A 16,921-nucleotide genomic window follows, 5' to 3' on the forward strand; every position below is an offset into this window, starting at 1 on the left:
AAGCTATCAGAACTTGTAGAGGTGGATGAAAGGTTTACAGCTTGTTTCCATGACTACAAAATGAATCTGATTGAAATCACAGGAAATACTTCATATAATTTTAATGAAGAAGACGTGCACAATTTATTCTACATATGTCGAAGCATTTATGATCAGTCTATTTATGAAGGAACGAGTAATCATTTTGGACTTGTGAAAAGCACTGTGTTAAAAGTCGTCAAGACATTGACGGATGTAGAATGGTTGGATTTAGAAGAATTAGAGGAAAAGGAGGAGATTGAAATGTGTGAAGCTGAAAAGAGATGGCTGGAAGTAAAGTCAAAGGAATGGGAAGCTGAAGGAATAAAAAAAGGAATCGAACAAGGCATTGAACGAGGAATTGAACAAGGCATTGAACAAGGCATTGAGAAAAAAGAACTTGAAATGTATCAAACAATGGTAGACAAAGGATTCAGTATTTCAAGTATCGCATCCATCTTCTCAGTAAGTGAAGAGTCGATTGAAAGGCTATTGATGAAAGCTTAAGTGTAGTCGAAACGTGTAAGGAACAATTAATATTGAACAAATCTTTGAGATTATTGAAATGGATTTTAATAGATGGATGTGGATTTCGCATCCATCTTCTTGATAAGTTGAAAAATATAGATATATGCAGGATTGATACCATTTAGATAATGATATTTAGTCTTGATGTAGACGTTGTTTTAAGAAGTGTGGAGAAGTAGACATTATATGAATAACTAACTATAATAGAACTAGAAGTGAGGTACATAAAATGTCAATTATTAAACTAACTCCTGCATTTAAAGACTACCTGTGGGGTGGTACTAAACTAAAAGAAAACTATGGTAAAAAAACAGATATGGATCCAGTTGCGGAGAGCTGGGAATTATCTGTGCATCCAGATGGTCCAAGTATTGTTGCGAGTGGTGAATATCAAGGCTTATCTTTTCCTAAATATTTAGAGAAAAAAGGGAAGGGTGTTTTAGGAACAAAGGGAAACACATTTGAGTTTTTTCCAATCTTAATTAAATTTATTGATGCTAAACAACCATTATCAATTCAGGTTCATCCTGATAATGAATATGCGCTTCGTGTTGAGCATGAATATGGAAAAACAGAAATGTGGTATATCTTAGATTGTGAACCAGATTCGTTTTTATATTTTGGTGTAAATAAAGAAATTACTAAAGAAGAATTTGAACGTCGAATTCATGATAATACTTTATTAGATGTGTTAAAAGCGGTTCCAGTACATAAGGGAGATGTTTTCTTTATAAAATCGGGTACAATTCATGCGATTGGTGCAGGAATTCAGATTTGTGAGATCCAACAAAACTCAAATACAACATATCGTGTTTATGATTTTGGTCGTGTTGGAAAAGATGGTAAACCTCGTGAATTACATATTCAAAAGGCGATTGATGTTTCAAATCTAAGTCCGATTGAATCTGATTTTAAACCATGTGGTCCTGAAGAAAAGAATGGTGATTGTGATACTGCTCGTTTGGCAACTTGCGAATACTTTACTACATATGAGTCTACATTGAATGGTACAACAACGCTTTATGTTGATGATGAAAGTTTTGGTTCTATCTTGTTGATTGAGGGTAATGCGACAATTGAAAATGATGGTACAACTTTAGAAGTAAATAAAGGAGATTCTGTATTTATTGATGCGAATAGTGGTGATGTAAAAATCACAGGGAACTGCCAATGGATATATAGCAGGGTTTAATCCCCTGCCTATTTTTTAGTTATGAAAGAATTTCAAAAAGATTTAATAGACTGGTATATTAAAAATCATCGTCCTTTAGAATTTCGTTTAAAGAAAGAGCCTTATGAAATATGGATCAGTGAAATCATGGCCCAACAAACTCGTATTGAGGCTATGCTTCCATATTTTAAAAGGTGGATGCAGTTGTTACCGAATATTGAGAGTGTCGCAAAGTGTGATGATGAGAAGCTAAATAAGTTATGGCAAGGATTAGGTTATTATTCGCGGTGTAAAAATATAAAGAAATGTGCCATAGAATGTGTTGAAAAACACAATGGAAAATTACCTTGCACAAAAGAAGAATTATTAAAATTACCTGGAATTGGCCCATACACGGCAGGTGCCATAGCTTCCATTGCGTATGGACAAAGAGTAAGTGCAGTCGATGGGAATGTGATTCGTGTATTTTCTAGGTTGTATGATATTTATGAGGATGTTACCAAGACAAGTGTGAAGAAACAGATTGAAATGTTAGTAGATGAAAGTCTTCCTTCAAAAGAAGAGATTTCTTACTATAATCAAGCGTTGATGGAACTGGGAGCACTTATTTGTATTCCCAAAAGTCCAAGGTGTGATATTTGTCCAATCAAAAAATATTGCGAAGCTTCAGATCCTGCTTCTTTGCCTTATAAGCCAAAGAAAAGTGCACGTAAAATCGAGTATAAACATGTGTATGTTTGGATACATCAAAATAAGGTTCATGTTGTAAAAAGAGCGGATACCGGTTTGTTGGCAGGACTTTATGGCTTTGATGAAACGAAACCAGAACATATTATAGAAAGTATTGAATTAAAACCTTATATACATATTTTTTCACATGTGGAGTGGCATATGGATGCGACGTTGTGTATAGTAGATGGGGAAGATTCAAATTATAAAACAATTGAAGAAATAGAAGAGTATATCGCATTACCAAGTGCATTTATGCCGTTTATGAAACAAGTAGAGGAGTATTTATGGAAAAAGTAGAAATTGAAAGTTTTACTTTAGATCATACTAAAGTAAAAGCGCCTTATGTGCGTTTGATAAGTGAAGAAAAAGGACCTAACGGAGATATTGTATCAAATTTTGATGTTCGCTTATGTCAACCGAATCGACAAGAGATACCAACCGGAGTTATGCATACTTTAGAACATTTGTTCGCATTATATCTTCGCCCTAGAATTACTGGGTATTTAGATTGTTCACCATTTGGATGTCGTACAGGATTTCACCTTTTAGCATGGGGAAAACATTCAAGTAAAGATGTTGCGATTGCCGTAAAAGAAGCTTTAGAGCTAATCACAACTACAGAATGGGAAGATGTTCCGGGTACAGAAGAAAAAGAGTGTGGTAACTACAAAGATCATTCTTTATTTGGCGCTAAGGAATGGGCAAAAGAAATTTTAGAGAAGGGAATGAGTTGCGACCCGTTCGAAAGAAAAATTGTGTAAGAGAATGTGAAATTCTCTTTTTTTATTTGAGTTGCCCTATTTATCGTGTCGTTTCTATGTTAAAATATAGTATAGTCTTTAAAAGGAGAACTTATATTATGGCAGGAATTTTTGGAAAATTATTTTCAGAAGAACAACGTGAATTATCTGCATTAGAAAAGATTGCAGATCAAGTATTAAAATATGAACCAGAAATGCAGGCATTATCAGATGATGAGTTGCGTGCAAAAACGGATGAATATAGAAAAAGAATTGCGGATGGAGAAACGGTAGATGATCTTCTTCCTGAAGCGTTCGCAACAGCTAGAGAAGCTGCTTATCGTGTAATCAACGAAAAACCTTATAAAGTTCAGATTATGGGTTCGATTGCGATGCACAAAGGTGATATCTCAGAAATGAAGACTGGTGAAGGTAAAACTTTAACAGCTACAATGTGTGTATATTTGAATGCACTTGCAGGTCAAGGTGTTCATGTAATCACAGTCAATGAATATTTGGCTGGTCGTGATGCTGCCTGGATGGGTGAAATTTATCGTTTCTTAGGTTTAACTGTTGGTGTAAATACACGTGATTTAAAACCAAGAGAAAAACGTGATGCGTATGCATGTGATATTACATATACAACAAACTCAGAACTTGGATTTGATTACTTGCGTGACAACATGGTTACAGAAGTTGAAGACCGTGTAATGCGTGGACTTCACATGGCTGTAATCGATGAAGTTGACTCTGTATTAATTGATGAGAGTCGTACACCATTGATTATTTCAGGTGGTAAAAAACAAACCGCAAACTTATACATTCAGTCGGATCGTTTTGTGAAGACTTTAATAGCTCCAGAATATGAAACAGATAAGTTTACTCATGAAAAAACTTTGATTTCTGGAGATTATGATATAGATGAAAAGACACGTCAGATCATGTTGAGTGAAGATGGTGTTCATAAGGCGGAAAAATTCTTTAAGATCAAAAACCTTTACGATATTGAACACACTCAACTTGTTCACCACATTAACCAGGCTTTAAAGGCAAACTACATCATGATGCGTGAAGTTGAATATGTAGTTAGTGATGAAAAAGAAATTGTTATCGTTGATCAATTTACAGGTCGTATGATGCCAGGACGTGCATATTCAGATGGTTTACACCAAGCTATTGAAGCTAAAGAAGGGGTTCCAATCAAAGAAGAAACTTCGACTTTGGCGACAATCACATACCAGAACTTCTTCCGTCTATATGAAAAATTGGCTGGTATGACGGGTACCGCAAAAACTGAAGAAGAAGAATTCTTATCAACTTACAATATGAAAGTTGTTGTTATTCCTACAAACCGTCCAGTAGCTCGTAAGGATCTTCCTGATGAAATCTATGCACATAAAAAAGATAAATATGCTGCATTGGTACGTGAAGTAAAACGTTTGTATGAAACAGGACAACCAGTTCTAGTTGGTACGATTGCGGTAGAAACAAGTGAGGTTATTTCACAATTATTAAATAAGGAACATATTCCTCATGAAGTATTAAATGCGAAAAACCATGCTCGTGAAGCAGAAATCATCGCAAAGGCGGGTCGTCCAAAATCAGTTACAATTGCGACAAACATGGCTGGTCGTGGTACCGACATTAAATTAACAGAAGAATCACGTAAATTAGGTGGTTTAGCTGTATTGGGTAGTGAAAGACATGAATCTCGTCGTATTGATAACCAGTTGCGTGGACGTTCTGGTCGTCAAGGAGATCCTGGTTTCTCACGTTTCTATGTATCTTTAGAAGATTCATTGATGGTTCGTTTTGGTGGCGACAAGCTACAAAAGCTATTTGAAAAAATGGGTGATGAACAAATTGAATCAAAGGCAGTTACAAAATCAATCACAATGGCTCAAAAACGTGTTGAAGGATATAACTTCGATATGCGTAAACAATTGTTAGATTATGATGATGTATTACGTCGTCAACGTGAAATTATTTATGCACAGCGCAATCGTATTTTAGAAGCAGATGAAGTGCATGATATGGTTCGTGTTGTATTTGAAAAAACAATTGAACAAACTTTACAAGCTAATTTATCGGATCAAAAGAAACAAACAATCGATGTTGCAGGCGTTGTTAAATCCATTGAAATGATGGGTATGGCTGAAGATAAGGCGATTCGTGCAAATGAACTTGAAGGAAAGTCTTATGATGAAGTTAAAGAATATTGTGTAAATAAGATTTGGAATGAATATGAAGCTGAAATCAAAGATGTTAAGCGTCAATTCTTGCCTTTTGAAAAGACAGTTGTGTTACGTAATATTGACCGTAACTGGATCAACCATATTGATATGATGGATAAATTGCGTAGTGGTATCTATTTGCGTTCTTATGCACAAAATAACCCTCTACAACAATATGTACAAGAAGGATTCGATATGTTTGAAGAAATGAATCAAAGAATTGATCGTGAAATCACATTCTTTTTATTAAAGGTTCGTATTCGTAAGGAGCATGCAGCTTAATGGAACTATATGAATTGAAACAAGGAGTGAGTACTCACCTAGAGAAATTACATTCTTTAGGTGAGTCACTTTGACTTATCTAGTAAAAATAAACAAATTGAAGAATATGATAAACAAACTTTAGAACCAGATTTCTGGCAAGATCAAAAAAAAGCTCAACAAGTGATTCGTGCAAAAAACGCATTAAAAGATATTGTGGATTGTTATGAAGAATTAGATTTACAATTAACTTCACTAAATGATACGGCTGATGAATTAAAGTCTGAATTTGATGAAGAACTGATGATGATTGCCGAAGAAGAATATGCGGATATGGATAAGAAATTCGAGAATTTTGAAATCCAAGTCTTATTAAGTCATGAATATGATCAAAACAATGCCATTTTAGAAATTCACCCTGGAGCTGGTGGAACCGAGTCTTGTGACTGGGCAAGCATGTTGTATCGTATGTATACAAGATATGCAGAAAAACATGGCTTTAAAGTGAGTGTTCTAGATTATTTACCAGGGGATGAAGCTGGTATTAAAAGTGTAACTTTCCTTGTCGAAGGAGATAAGGCTTATGGCTATCTGAAATCCGAAAAGGGAGTACATCGTTTAGTTCGTATTTCGCCATTTGATTCAGGTGCTAGAAGACACACTTCTTTTGCGAGTTTAGATGTTATGCCTCAATTTAATGATGAAATTGAAATTGACATCAAACCAGAAGATTTGATTGTAGAAACAAAACGTGCTTCAGGTGCTGGAGGACAGCATATCAATAAAACGGATAGCGCGGTTCGTATGGTGCATAAGCCAACGGGTATTGTGGCTACATGTCAAAATGGACGTAGTCAGCATGAAAATAGAGAAGAATGTTTGCGTGTCTTAAAGTCTCGTTTATATCAATTAGAAATTGAAGAACAAGAAAAGAAGATTGCTCAAATTAAAGGTGTGCAGTCAGCCAATGAATGGGGAAGCCAGATTCGAAGCTATGTCATGCATCCATATAGCTTAGTTAAAGATGTTCGTACAGGTTATGAAACAAGCCAAGTTCAATCTGTATTAGATGGAGATCTTGATGAATTCATCTTTGCGTATTTAAAATCACAAATTCAATAAAATCCAATCGAAAGGTTGGATTTTTCTATATTCGCTCATAAAAGTGTAATTATTTTAAATTATTCGCTCATAAAAGTGTAATTATTTTAAATTATTCGCTCATAAAAGTGTAAAATACTCTTATCAAGAGGTTAAGAATATGAATGTATATTATCATTTACCGGGCTTATTTGAATTCTATGAATTTTATAAAAAGTTTTTGCCCCTATTTAAAAATAAATCAGAATATTTCTATGACTGGTGTAAGATTGGCTCTATTTATGGCTCACCATCTGATTGTATATGGTCTGGTGGACGCATCAGTTATGCAGATTGTGATCCAAAAAAAGTATTTGCTTTGATGAAAGAATACAATATATCTTCACGTCTTACATTTAGTAATTCTTTGATTGAAGAAAAACATTTATCCGATATAAAATGCAATGAATTATGTCGATTGTTGAATTTAGATTTAAACAATGGGATTATTATTCATTCAGATTTATTGATGAAATATTTGAAATCAAAATATCCAAATCTATATTTTGTATCTTCAACCACAAAAGTATTAACGGATTTTAATGATTTTGAAAAGGAAGTAGAAAATTCAGACTTTACGTATGTAGTCCCTGATTTTCGATTGAATAAACAATTAGAAAAGTTGAATTCACTATCTGAAGTATATAAACCAAAGGTAGAATTTTTATGTAACGAATGTTGCTGGTATGGATGTAAAGATCGTAAGGAATGTTATAAATCGGTTTCTAGACAAAATCTAGGTATTGATTGTATGGATCATGTATGTAAGGCCCCTTTTTCAAAGGAAGGGTATCGTTTTTCTAGAGTGATGGAAAATCCTGCATTTATTAGTTTAGAGGATATTTTAAATATCTATGTTCCTATGGGCTATTCAAATTTTAAAATCGAAGGAAGAGATTTAGGAAGTGCCCTATTATTAGAATTTATTCTTTACTATATGGTAAAACCACAATACCAAATTCATGTTCGTGAAGCAATGTATTTAGATGCAATGTTAGACTTATTTTAGGAGAAAATGATGATTGAAAAAAGACACACAGTACGGAAATATTTAGATAAACCATTAGATGTTGATTTAATAAGTTTATTAAATGCACGTATTGAACAAAACAATGAATTGTATGATTTGACATTGAAACTCGTGATGAACAACTCCGATGGTATTTCTAGTTTGGCTAGACTCATGTCGAATAATACGGTACAAAACTATATCATTCTTGCAGGTAAAGAATGTTCAAGTTTGGATGAGAAGATAGGCTATTGTGGCGCTGACTTAATTTTGTATGCCCAAAGCCTTGGGCTAAATACATGGTGGTGTGGAGGTATGTTTAATGGCAAGAATGCTCTTAAACATTTATATGATAAAGATGTTAGAGTCAATGGTGTCATTGCGATTGGATATGGAAAAACACAGGGTGTACCGCACAAATCAAAGACAGCTGATCAAATTAGCCATTACCAAGGAGTAGTTCCAGATTGGTTTAACGCGGGTATCAAAGCTTTATTATTGGCACCAAGTGCTTTAAATAGACAGCCGTATATAGTAAATGGTGTGGGAAATAAAGTGAGTTTTAAAGTGAAAAATGGACCTCTATCACAAATCGATTTAGGCATAGGAAAATATTTCTTTGAGCTTGGTGCAGGTAAATCAAATTTTGAATGGAGTTAATATGATACATATTGAGGATGAAATCTTTTTAAAGAAGAAATTTGATTTTGATAAGCTAAAAAGTTTTGACTTTTCAATAGTGGATAATAAATATATCTATACAGAAGACTTTATGGATTCAAATTTTAAAGCTATAATTGAAATATCGGATGTTTTAAAAGGTAAAGTCATTGATAATTTCAGTAATGAAGAATATATGCCGCTACGCATCGAATCCTATGATGGAGAGTATATCTGTAAAGTTCGTGAAGCATACAAATCCATATTAAAAAGAATTGCGGATGCATGATGTACAGATGTGTTTTTTGCGAGTGATCAAGCCAATCGCATTGCGAATTTGATTTATGAAAGGTATGGTGTAAAACCGGATTTTCCATGGAAGGATGACAATGGTGTTTTTCGTCATTTAGACAATAATAAGTGGTTTTCCCTTATTATGTATGTGAAGTGGAACGCTCTTTTAAAAGATGGAAATACCCGTATGGTAAACATTATGAATCTAAAAAGCGAAGAACACTATGATATTGATGGAATTTATCCGGCTTATCACATGAATCACAAGAGTTGGATATCTTTGGCTTTAGATGATACATTATCTGATTCATTAATTATGGAATTGGTTTCAAAAAGTTACAATTTAACAAGAAAGAAAAGGCGCAAATAATGCGTCTTTCATACTTTTTAGCCAATTGGCTGATGATAAAACTTGCCATAAAAATGATTCGTCTTATATGAGTTAATGATGACATTTGGCGCTACATTTAATACACAATCAATCACATCAGCTTCTTCATAGCTCGAAATAACTGTTTTACAAATATAGAATTTCTTATTACTGTAAGCCCCATACGCATCAATAACACTCATACCATGTTTGAAGTTTTCTGTATAAGCCTTTGTGATAATGTCTGGATTTTCGGTTGTGATTTCAACAGTAATCTGGGCATATCTGTGATAGAAACGAGAAATAGTTTGGGTTGAAATAAATTGGAAGATAATTGAATATCCCGCATGTACCCATCCAAAGAAAAGACCGAAAATAATTAAAATAATCGTATTAAAAATAAAGACATAATCCCACAAGCTTTTATGAATCTTATTAGAAATGTACAGGGCTATAAAGTCTGTACCGCCAGTAGATCCATCTGCCTTTAAAGCGAGTGTAATACCAATTCCATATAAGAATCCACCAAATAATACGTTTAGGACTAGATCATCAAAGAAGGGAGTAAAAGAGAAAATATTTAAAAAGAATGATACAAGTCCAAACTGTAGGCAACTCAAGAATACAAATCGTTTTGAAACAGATTTATAACATATTAATGCTGCCGGAATATTTAACATAAGAATTCCTAATGAAATAGAAAAATGGATGTTAAATAAATTACAGATTTTATGAATTAATATCGCAACTCCGGTAAATCCACTAGACAATAAATTGCACGGATTCATAAAGACTTGAATTACATATACTTGAATAAAAGCACTTAATATGGTCATGATAACTGAAAGTATTAAGTGTAGATTTTTGTTTTTTGAAAAATGTCGAATTTCTTTTGTCATGCGAATCACCATGGATAATTATATTGGAAAAGATTTTTAATTCTTTGAAGCTTCCTTCCTTGTACTAGGAAATTTCCTAATATTAGGAAAAAACGCATGTTAATAAAGAGGGAAAATCATATAAAATATAAATATGGGGGTGTACTAAAAGTGAATAAAAGACAAGAGAAAATTGTTCTATTGTTGAATGATACAAAGGCGTGGATGACAGGAAAAGAAATCTCTAAGCTTATGCAGGTATCGGATCGAACAATTCGTAGTGATATCGATGCGATCAATCGCTATTATGAACAGCCAATTATTGAATCCAACTTACGAAGTGGATATCATATTCGAGATGAAATTAATGTTACATTGCCTACAGCACAAAAATTTATAATACCTCAAACACCTCAAGAAAGATGTGTGTATATTATACGTGTGTTATTGTTTGAGAAAAAAGAATTAAACTTGATGGATCTACAAGATCAAGTGTTTATTAGTGGTTATTCAATTGATAATGACATCAAAAGAATTAAGAAAATATTAGAGAATTATAACGATTTAAAATTGATTCGCTCTAAAAATCACATTCATTTAGAGGGTAGCGAAGATGAAATGCGCAAACTCTATAAAGATTTACTTACGGAAGAGACGCAAGGAAATTTCTTGAACCTAAATAAGCTTTCGAGTATGTTTAAAGGTTTTGATTTATTAAAAGTCAAAGATATCATGGAAAATATTTTAAAAGAATATAATTATCGTATTCGTGAAATGGCAATTCCTATGTTGATGATACATATTGGTGTGGCGATTGAAAGGATGTTGCACCACAATTACATCAAAACAAGTCGTGGAACAGATCTTGAAAACACAAAAGAATATCAGATTGCCAAAGAATTCTTTAATCGTGTATCTAAAATTGTGCGTATTGATATCAATGAAAACGAAGTTGAATTATTAGCCTTATTATTGATGGGCAAAAATTCAATGAACCTTCAAAATGATTTGGTTTCTGCTTATAGTAAACATGGCTACAATGTGAATGAATTGGTTTCGCAAATTATCGAATCTATTAAATCAGACTATGATATAGACTTTTCAAAAGATGTAGATTTACGTTCTGGTATCGCACTACATTTGCAAGGGTTGGTTGAAAGAAAGAATAAAAATATTCATATCGATAATATGTATCTTCAAGAATTGAAGAAAAAGTACCCATTAGTTTTTGAATTGTCTATTCGTGTTGGTGAGATTTTAAATGAAGAATTAGAAATCGATATTTCTGAAAATGAGCTAGGCTTTTTGGCTCTTCATTTAGGTGCTGCCTATGAAAGAACGCATAATCATCAACATTATAAAGCCATTATGATTTATCCTGTGGATCAGGCTTTTGGTGATATTTTACTTAAGAAAGTGGATTTCTTATTTAACGAACGCATGGATGTGATTCAAAGTGTGAGTTATTTTGAAGAAAAGACAATAAAAGAATTAGATCCAGATTTGATTCTAACAACGTCACCACTACAACATAATTTAGATATTCCAACGGTTCAAATTTCTGTGTTTATCACAACAGAAGATGAGAGTCGTATTTTCCAAACGTTAAATGCGTTGGATAAAAAGAGATTTCAAAATGAGTTTAAAGCTCAAATCATTGATTTGATTGAACCTGAAACTTTCCATTTGAATTTAAAAACAGAAACACCAGAAGAAACAATTGAATATATGTGTGACCACTTGAAAAAACTTGGTTACAGTGATGATGCGTTTAAAAAATCAGTTCTTCAAAGAGAAAAAATGGCATCCACAAGTTTTGTGTATTCATTTGCGGTACCACACTCATTGAATATGGCAAGTTTTCGATCTTCGATTTCTGTTGCGTTTTTAGAAAAACCAATCAAATGGGGAGAATTTGAAGTGAAGATGGTTATGTTGCTGGCAATTAATGAAGTATACAAAGATACTTTGGTTATGTTCTTTGATTGGTTAAGCAGTATGATCAATAACGCAAATCATTTTGTGGCTTTATTAGAAAGTCAAAGCTATGAAGAATTTATATCAAAAATAATCGAATAGAAAGGTTGTGCAAATATGGATAAAACACATCGTTATGGAGTAAAACTGAAGAAAAGTTCAGTAAATAGTTTTTATAGAGGCGTTGCCTATCTGATTGATTGGTATGCGGCAACAATGTTTGCTGGAATCCCTATTGTCTTAATTGGAAGCATTGTAAATCATACAACTTCCGTATCGCAAGACTTATCTAAAATTCCGGCCCCATACAATATTTTGGTAGCTTTGTTGGCGATTGTATTCTATTTAGGATATTTTGTGATTCTTGAATTGTATGTATATAAAGGACAAACCTTTGGTAAACGCATTATGAAATTAAAGGTTGTGAAAAACGATGAATCGGATGTAGATTTTAAAACAATTTTAATGCGCGAAGGACTAGGAATCATGATCGTTGAAGGCTATATTGCGAATAGTTCAAGTTATTTGCGTCAATTGATTCAAATCGTTACAGGCATTCCAATTATGGATATGGCGGTATATGTATTTGGAATTATTAGTGCTGTTTCTATTCTAATGGGTATGGCAAGTCCATCAAGAAAAATGCTTCATGACCATATTGCGAATACACATATTATTAGTGTGGCAGATACGGAAAAGTAATTTCCTAGATGTAGGAAAACATTTAGTGAATTCATTATCAATAGCTGTGATAAAGTAAAGACAGCTAATAAAGGAGAGTGTTTATGGACAAGCTAGAAAAAATTTTAATGCCTATGGCAGATGTTCTAACTAAAAATCGAGTGTTAATCGCAATTCGTGATGGTTTCTTGATTTCTACACCATTATTAATTGTTGGTTCAGTCTTCTTGTTGATTGCAAACTTCCCAATTCCAGGATGGGATGCTGCAGTATCATCAGTACTTGGTGCAGGTTGGACAGACTGGTTCAAGGCGGTATCTCGTGCATCATTTAACTGTACAGGTTTATTAACTGCATTAGGTACAGGATATGCGATGGCAAGAGAATTTAAAGCAGACAAGATTCAAGGTGCTGCCGTTGCATTGGTTTCTTATTTTATTTTAATGCCAACAATTCACACAGCTGTTAGAGATTCAGGTGAAGTTGTTGAAGATGCTATTTTCGCAGGTTTAGATTTTGATTATATCGGACCAAACGGAATTTTCATGGCCTTGATTTGTGCGACTCTTGGAGTATGGTTATTTGCCTTCGCTTATAAAAAGGGATGGACAATTAAGATGCCTAAAGGTGTACCTCCTGCAGTTGCAGATTCATTCGCTGCATTAGTGCCAAGTGCTCTAGTTATGGGAGTTGCATTCTTAGTACGTATTGTTTTCTCATTCACAGAATTTGGATACTTCCAAGACTTCGTAGTAGCCATTCTACAAACACCATTGGAAGGTTTAGGAGATACATTAGGAGCTAACGCATTATATTCATTCATGTGTACTTTCTTCTGGTTCTTTGGTATCAACGGACCAGCTGTATGTAACTCAGTATTCTTCATTGGTAACGTATTAACTGCAAAACAATTAATCGCATTCGAAGCTGGTGAAGCATTACCATATATCTTCACAAACCCATTCAGTAACTTCTTCTGTAACTTCGGTGGTGGAGGATCTACTCTATCATTAGTAATCTTGATGGTTACAGTATGTAAATCTGAACGTATTAAACAATTAGGAAAATTATCTATTGTCCCAGGATTCTTTGGAATCAACGAACCAATTATCTTCGGTTTACCAGTTGTATTAAACCCAGTTATTGCGATTCCATTTATTTTAGTTCCAATGATGAACTTGATCCTATCATATTTCGCAACTTTATGGGGTATTATTCCACGAACAACAGGTGTAAACTTACCTTGGACAACTCCAATTGGATTCTCAGGATGGTTGGCTACAGGATCTTGGAGAGCAAGTGTATGGCAAATCTTCTTGTTGGTATTAGGATTGATGATTTATTATCCATTCATTAGAACATTAGATAAAAAATATTTAGCAGAAGAAGCTGCTGCTGCAAATGAGTCAAGCGAAGAAGACGATATCTCATTTGACGATTTAGATTTAGATAATCTATAAGATTAGGAGGATAACACAATGAAAGTTATGATGATTTTTGACCAGACACAAGCTGGTTTAGGAGGAAAAGAAAGTCCTGATTTACCTATGGGCGGAAAAGCAATGGGAATTGGTTCTTGTGAAATGTTTACTCGATTCTTGGATCAACAAGGAGGGAAAGTCATCGCTACTTTATATTGTGGAGACGGTACTTTTTTAGCCGAGCCAGAACTTAACGCAAAGAAGTTTGCGGCTATGGCAAAAAAATTTAATCCAGATGTAGTTATCTGTGGACCATGTTTCAACTATGCAAATTATGGTATCATGGCTGCTAAATCAGCTGAAGCAATTTCAGAACTAACAAATATTCCTGCTTTTGCGATCATGTCACAAGAGTGTGAAAAGGCTATTGAAACATACAAAGATAAAGTTACAATTTTAAAAATGCCTAAAAAAGGTGGAATCGGATTGAATGAATCATTAAGCGCTATGTGTGAATACGCTAAAATGTTAGTCGACAAAAAAGATACTGCTGAATTCTTAGAAAAACATGCTTATTAATAATGACCAGCTCGATTGAGTTGGTTTTCTTTATGTTCCTAACAATAGGAAACACATTTGGAATCTAGTGAAACAAAATAGGTCTATACTGCTTTATATAAGGAGGACATAATCATGTCAGAAACATTAAAAATACTTAATACTTTAACACAAACAATTTCAATTTCAGGAGATGAAAAAAATGTTGGCAAATGTATGGCACAATACTTAGAGCCATATTGTGATGAAATTGTATATGATAATTTAGGCTCTGTATTTGGCGTAAAGAAAAGTAAAAAGGAAAACGCAAAGCGCGTATTAGTAATTACACACATGGATGAATCAGGATTAATGATCACAAAAATTAATGATAATGGAAGTGCTGAATTTATTGAAATAGGTAAAATCAATAAACAATACTTACCAGGAAGTCGTTTGCGTGTAAAAACAAAAACAGGTGAAGTCAATGCCTTTGTGGTAGGTACAGAAAAAATGGTTATCGATTTTGGAACGTATTCAAAAGAAGAAACATTAGCACTTGGTGTATTTGTAGGAGATAGTGTCGTTGTAGACGGTCCATTTGTCAAAGTACAAAAACAATGTATTTCAAAAGCATTAGAATCAAGAGTTGGATGTTTAATGGCTGTTGAATTATTAAAAGCTGTTAGAGATAAAGAATTTGATTTTGATTTATATGTTGGAGCTTGCGTTATGGAAGAAGTAGGACAGCGAGGCGCTACAACAGCTACAGGACTAGTAAAACCTGATCTAGGTGTTGTACTTGGTTGTAAGATAGCTAAAACATTAGATGAAAAAGACCAAAGCGTAGGAGAGCTAGGAAAAGGCTTATTAGTATCTTTCTACGATAAAGGAATGATGCCAAACCGCGGTTTATTAGATGCATTAGTACAAATCTGTAAAGAGGAAGATATCGCATATCAGCACTACTATAGTATGGATCTAAATGAAGGGGCATGGGTACACAAATTGTTTGCTGGATGTCCAACACTCAATGTATCGATTGCGATTCAAAATGCATATAGCGCAATTGAAAGTATGGATCTAAATGATTATGACTGCGCAAAAAAAGCTTTAACTGTATTTGTTGAACATTTAAATGAAGAAAAGATTCAAGAATTTAAGGAATCAAATCGATAGGTGATACTATGGAACAAGCAATTGGTGATATTAATTTAGAAATGCTGAAAGAATTAAGTGAGGCTCATGGTATTAGTGGAAACGAAAAAGAAGTGAGTCGCATGATGAAAAAGTGGATGAGTCCCTATGCGGATGAAATCACATATGATAATTTAGGATCCATCATTGGACTTCAAAAAGGAGAAGAAGACCAGCCTACTTTTATGATTTGTGGACACATGGATGAAGTTGGTTTTCTAGTGCGCGAAATTGATGAACAAGGCTACATTCGTATGCTCCCAGTTGGAGGATGGTGGGGACATGTACTACCTAGTCAGACGCTTGTAGTGACAACACATGAAGGGAAAAGATATCAAGGTGTTGTAGGATCGAGTGCGCCTCATGGATTGAGTAAGGAAGTCAAAGAAAAAGTTATTCATCCCTTAGATTTATTTTTAGATTTGGGTGTCGCAAACCGTGCTGAAGTTGAAGAATTAGGAATTCAAATTGGCGATATGATTACGCCAGATACAGAATTTACAGTTATGAACAACCCAAACTATTTAATGGGAAAAGCCTGGGATGATCGTTTATGTGCAGCTATGGTTGTAGATGTAATGCGTCTTTTAAGTCAAGATAAGCATAAATGTAATTTATATGGTGTTGGTACGGTACAAGAAGAAGTTGGTTTAAGAGGAGCAAGAACAGCCGCAAATATGTTACATCCAGATGTTGCGATTGCCTTAGACGTAACAACAAGTATGGATACACCAATGGATAAAGGAATCAATGGCTTAGGAAAAGGTGTTGTATTAAGTTTAATGGATGCGGGAATTATTGCAAATAAAAATTTTATCGCAAAGATGGAAGAAATCTGTAAAGATTTAGATTTAGACATCAATTATGACATGATGACATGTGGTGGAACAGATGCCGATAATATTCATAAAGCACATGATGGTGTTGTCACAATGACATTATCTATTCCTACACGTTATATGCATTCTCATCGATTGATCATTCATCGTAAGGATTATTGGCAAACTGTATTATTAATGGCTGAATTTGCTCGTAGATTAGATAATGAATTGTTGCAGATTTTGAAAGGATAA

General features: G+C 33.9%; 16 protein-coding genes and 1 pseudogene. 16 read left to right on the top strand and 1 reads right to left on the bottom strand.

Annotated features, from left to right (window positions below; translation table 11 throughout):
- From KTQ83_RS01770 to KTQ83_RS01815, 10 genes and pseudogenes are all read left to right on the top strand, one after another.
- Nucleotides 1-525: pseudogene (locus tag KTQ83_RS01770) on the top strand (hypothetical protein); the annotation flags it as partial.
- A gap of 250 nt (nt 526-775) precedes the next feature.
- Nucleotides 776-1,738, top strand: coding sequence for a type I phosphomannose isomerase catalytic subunit (locus tag KTQ83_RS01775; protein WP_186999015.1), 963 nt, complete (start codon nt 776-778; stop codon nt 1,736-1,738).
- A 21-nt stretch (nt 1,739-1,759) separates the two neighbouring features.
- Nucleotides 1,760-2,746 carry an A/G-specific adenine glycosylase gene (locus KTQ83_RS01780; protein WP_217255884.1) on the top strand — a complete coding sequence of 329 codons (987 nt, stop codon included), beginning with the start codon at nt 1,760-1,762 and terminating at the stop codon, nt 2,744-2,746.
- The gene (locus KTQ83_RS01785) at nt 2,734-3,210 is read left to right on the top strand and encodes an S-ribosylhomocysteine lyase (RefSeq protein ID WP_117926241.1); all 477 of its coding nucleotides are present in this window, start codon (nt 2,734-2,736) and stop codon (nt 3,208-3,210) included. The genes KTQ83_RS01780 and KTQ83_RS01785 overlap by 13 nt, the downstream gene beginning before the upstream one ends.
- A 98-nt stretch (nt 3,211-3,308) precedes the next feature.
- Complete coding sequence (secA, locus tag KTQ83_RS01790; protein ID WP_117926239.1) at nt 3,309-5,705, top strand: preprotein translocase subunit SecA; 2,397 nt, start codon at nt 3,309-3,311, stop codon at nt 5,703-5,705.
- Nucleotides 5,705-6,806, top strand: a protein-coding gene (gene prfB / locus KTQ83_RS01795; protein WP_186999018.1) for a peptide chain release factor 2 whose coding sequence is annotated in 2 segments (ribosomal slippage) — nt 5,705-5,776 and nt 5,778-6,806 — 1,101 coding nt in all. Because the reading frame shifts where the segments join, the coding sequence is not laid out codon by codon here. The genes secA and prfB overlap by 1 nt, the downstream gene beginning before the upstream one ends.
- Before the next feature lie 139 nt (nt 6,807-6,945).
- On the top strand, nt 6,946-7,833 hold the full coding sequence (locus KTQ83_RS01800; protein WP_186999019.1) for a hypothetical protein: 888 nt from the start codon (nt 6,946-6,948) through the stop codon (nt 7,831-7,833).
- A 9-nt stretch (nt 7,834-7,842) separates the two neighbouring features.
- On the top strand, nt 7,843-8,493 hold the full coding sequence (locus KTQ83_RS01805) for a nitroreductase family protein (RefSeq protein WP_186999032.1): 651 nt from the start codon (nt 7,843-7,845) through the stop codon (nt 8,491-8,493).
- Nucleotide 8,494: 1 nt separating this feature from the next.
- Nucleotides 8,495-8,782: a hypothetical protein gene (locus KTQ83_RS01810; RefSeq protein WP_217255885.1), complete on the top strand. Its 288-nt coding sequence runs from the start codon at nt 8,495-8,497 to the stop codon at nt 8,780-8,782.
- 9 nt (nt 8,783-8,791) lie between these two features.
- Nucleotides 8,792-9,157, top strand: a complete 366-nt coding sequence (locus KTQ83_RS01815; RefSeq protein ID WP_217255886.1) for an MmcQ/YjbR family DNA-binding protein — start codon at nt 8,792-8,794, stop codon at nt 9,155-9,157.
- A 17-nt stretch (nt 9,158-9,174) separates the two neighbouring features.
- Here the strand turns inward: KTQ83_RS01815 and KTQ83_RS01820 are convergent, their stop codons facing one another.
- Complete coding sequence (locus KTQ83_RS01820) at nt 9,175-10,056, bottom strand: YitT family protein (protein ID WP_186999021.1); 882 nt, start codon at nt 10,054-10,056, stop codon at nt 9,175-9,177.
- 150 nt (nt 10,057-10,206) lie between these two features.
- Here KTQ83_RS01820 and KTQ83_RS01825 point away from each other — a divergent pair, with 150 nt between their 5' ends.
- The 6 genes from KTQ83_RS01825 (at nt 10,207) to KTQ83_RS01850 (ending at nt 16,921) form a co-directional block, all read left to right on the top strand.
- Nucleotides 10,207-12,114, top strand: a complete 1,908-nt coding sequence (locus KTQ83_RS01825; protein ID WP_288028123.1) for a BglG family transcription antiterminator — start codon at nt 10,207-10,209, stop codon at nt 12,112-12,114.
- 15 nt (nt 12,115-12,129) lie between these two features.
- Nucleotides 12,130-12,714, top strand: coding sequence for an RDD family protein (locus KTQ83_RS01830; protein WP_217255888.1), 585 nt, complete (start codon nt 12,130-12,132; stop codon nt 12,712-12,714).
- Nucleotides 12,715-12,797: 83 nt separating this feature from the next.
- Nucleotides 12,798-14,153: a PTS sugar transporter subunit IIC gene (locus KTQ83_RS01835; RefSeq protein ID WP_186999024.1), complete on the top strand. Its 1,356-nt coding sequence runs from the start codon at nt 12,798-12,800 to the stop codon at nt 14,151-14,153.
- A gap of 18 nt (nt 14,154-14,171) precedes the next feature.
- Nucleotides 14,172-14,693, top strand: a complete 522-nt coding sequence (locus KTQ83_RS01840) for a GrdB-related putative oxidoreductase (RefSeq protein WP_186999025.1) — start codon at nt 14,172-14,174, stop codon at nt 14,691-14,693.
- A gap of 114 nt (nt 14,694-14,807) precedes the next feature.
- Nucleotides 14,808-15,830, top strand: a complete 1,023-nt coding sequence (locus tag KTQ83_RS01845; protein WP_222620971.1) for a M42 family metallopeptidase — start codon at nt 14,808-14,810, stop codon at nt 15,828-15,830.
- A gap of 8 nt (nt 15,831-15,838) precedes the next feature.
- On the top strand, nt 15,839-16,921 hold the full coding sequence (locus KTQ83_RS01850) for a M42 family metallopeptidase (protein WP_217255889.1): 1,083 nt from the start codon (nt 15,839-15,841) through the stop codon (nt 16,919-16,921).

Origin of the sequence: Holdemanella porci, assembly GCF_019052655.1 — a bacterium.
Lineage (GTDB): Bacteria > Bacillota_I > Bacilli_A > Erysipelotrichales > Erysipelotrichaceae > Holdemanella > Holdemanella hominis.

Excerpts from the sequence above, each read along its gene's own strand:
- KTQ83_RS01775 (WP_186999015.1), top strand. The coding sequence starts at position 776 with ATGTCAATTATTAAACTAACTCCTGCATTTAAAGACTACCTGTGGGGT.
- KTQ83_RS01780 (WP_217255884.1), top strand. The coding sequence starts at position 1,760 with ATGAAAGAATTTCAAAAAGATTTAATAGACTGGTATATTAAAAATCAT.
- KTQ83_RS01785 (WP_117926241.1), top strand. The coding sequence starts at position 2,734 with ATGGAAAAAGTAGAAATTGAAAGTTTTACTTTAGATCATACTAAAGTA.
- secA (WP_117926239.1), top strand. The coding sequence starts at position 3,309 with ATGGCAGGAATTTTTGGAAAATTATTTTCAGAAGAACAACGTGAATTA.
- KTQ83_RS01800 (WP_186999019.1), top strand. The coding sequence starts at position 6,946 with ATGAATGTATATTATCATTTACCGGGCTTATTTGAATTCTATGAATTT.
- KTQ83_RS01805 (WP_186999032.1), top strand. The coding sequence starts at position 7,843 with ATGATTGAAAAAAGACACACAGTACGGAAATATTTAGATAAACCATTA.
- KTQ83_RS01810 (WP_217255885.1), top strand. The coding sequence starts at position 8,495 with ATGATACATATTGAGGATGAAATCTTTTTAAAGAAGAAATTTGATTTT.
- KTQ83_RS01820 (WP_186999021.1), bottom strand. The coding sequence starts at position 10,056 with ATGACAAAAGAAATTCGACATTTTTCAAAAAACAAAAATCTACACTTA.
- KTQ83_RS01830 (WP_217255888.1), top strand. The coding sequence starts at position 12,130 with ATGGATAAAACACATCGTTATGGAGTAAAACTGAAGAAAAGTTCAGTA.
- KTQ83_RS01835 (WP_186999024.1), top strand. The coding sequence starts at position 12,798 with ATGGACAAGCTAGAAAAAATTTTAATGCCTATGGCAGATGTTCTAACT.
- KTQ83_RS01840 (WP_186999025.1), top strand. The coding sequence starts at position 14,172 with ATGAAAGTTATGATGATTTTTGACCAGACACAAGCTGGTTTAGGAGGA.
- KTQ83_RS01845 (WP_222620971.1), top strand. The coding sequence starts at position 14,808 with ATGTCAGAAACATTAAAAATACTTAATACTTTAACACAAACAATTTCA.
- KTQ83_RS01850 (WP_217255889.1), top strand. The coding sequence starts at position 15,839 with ATGGAACAAGCAATTGGTGATATTAATTTAGAAATGCTGAAAGAATTA.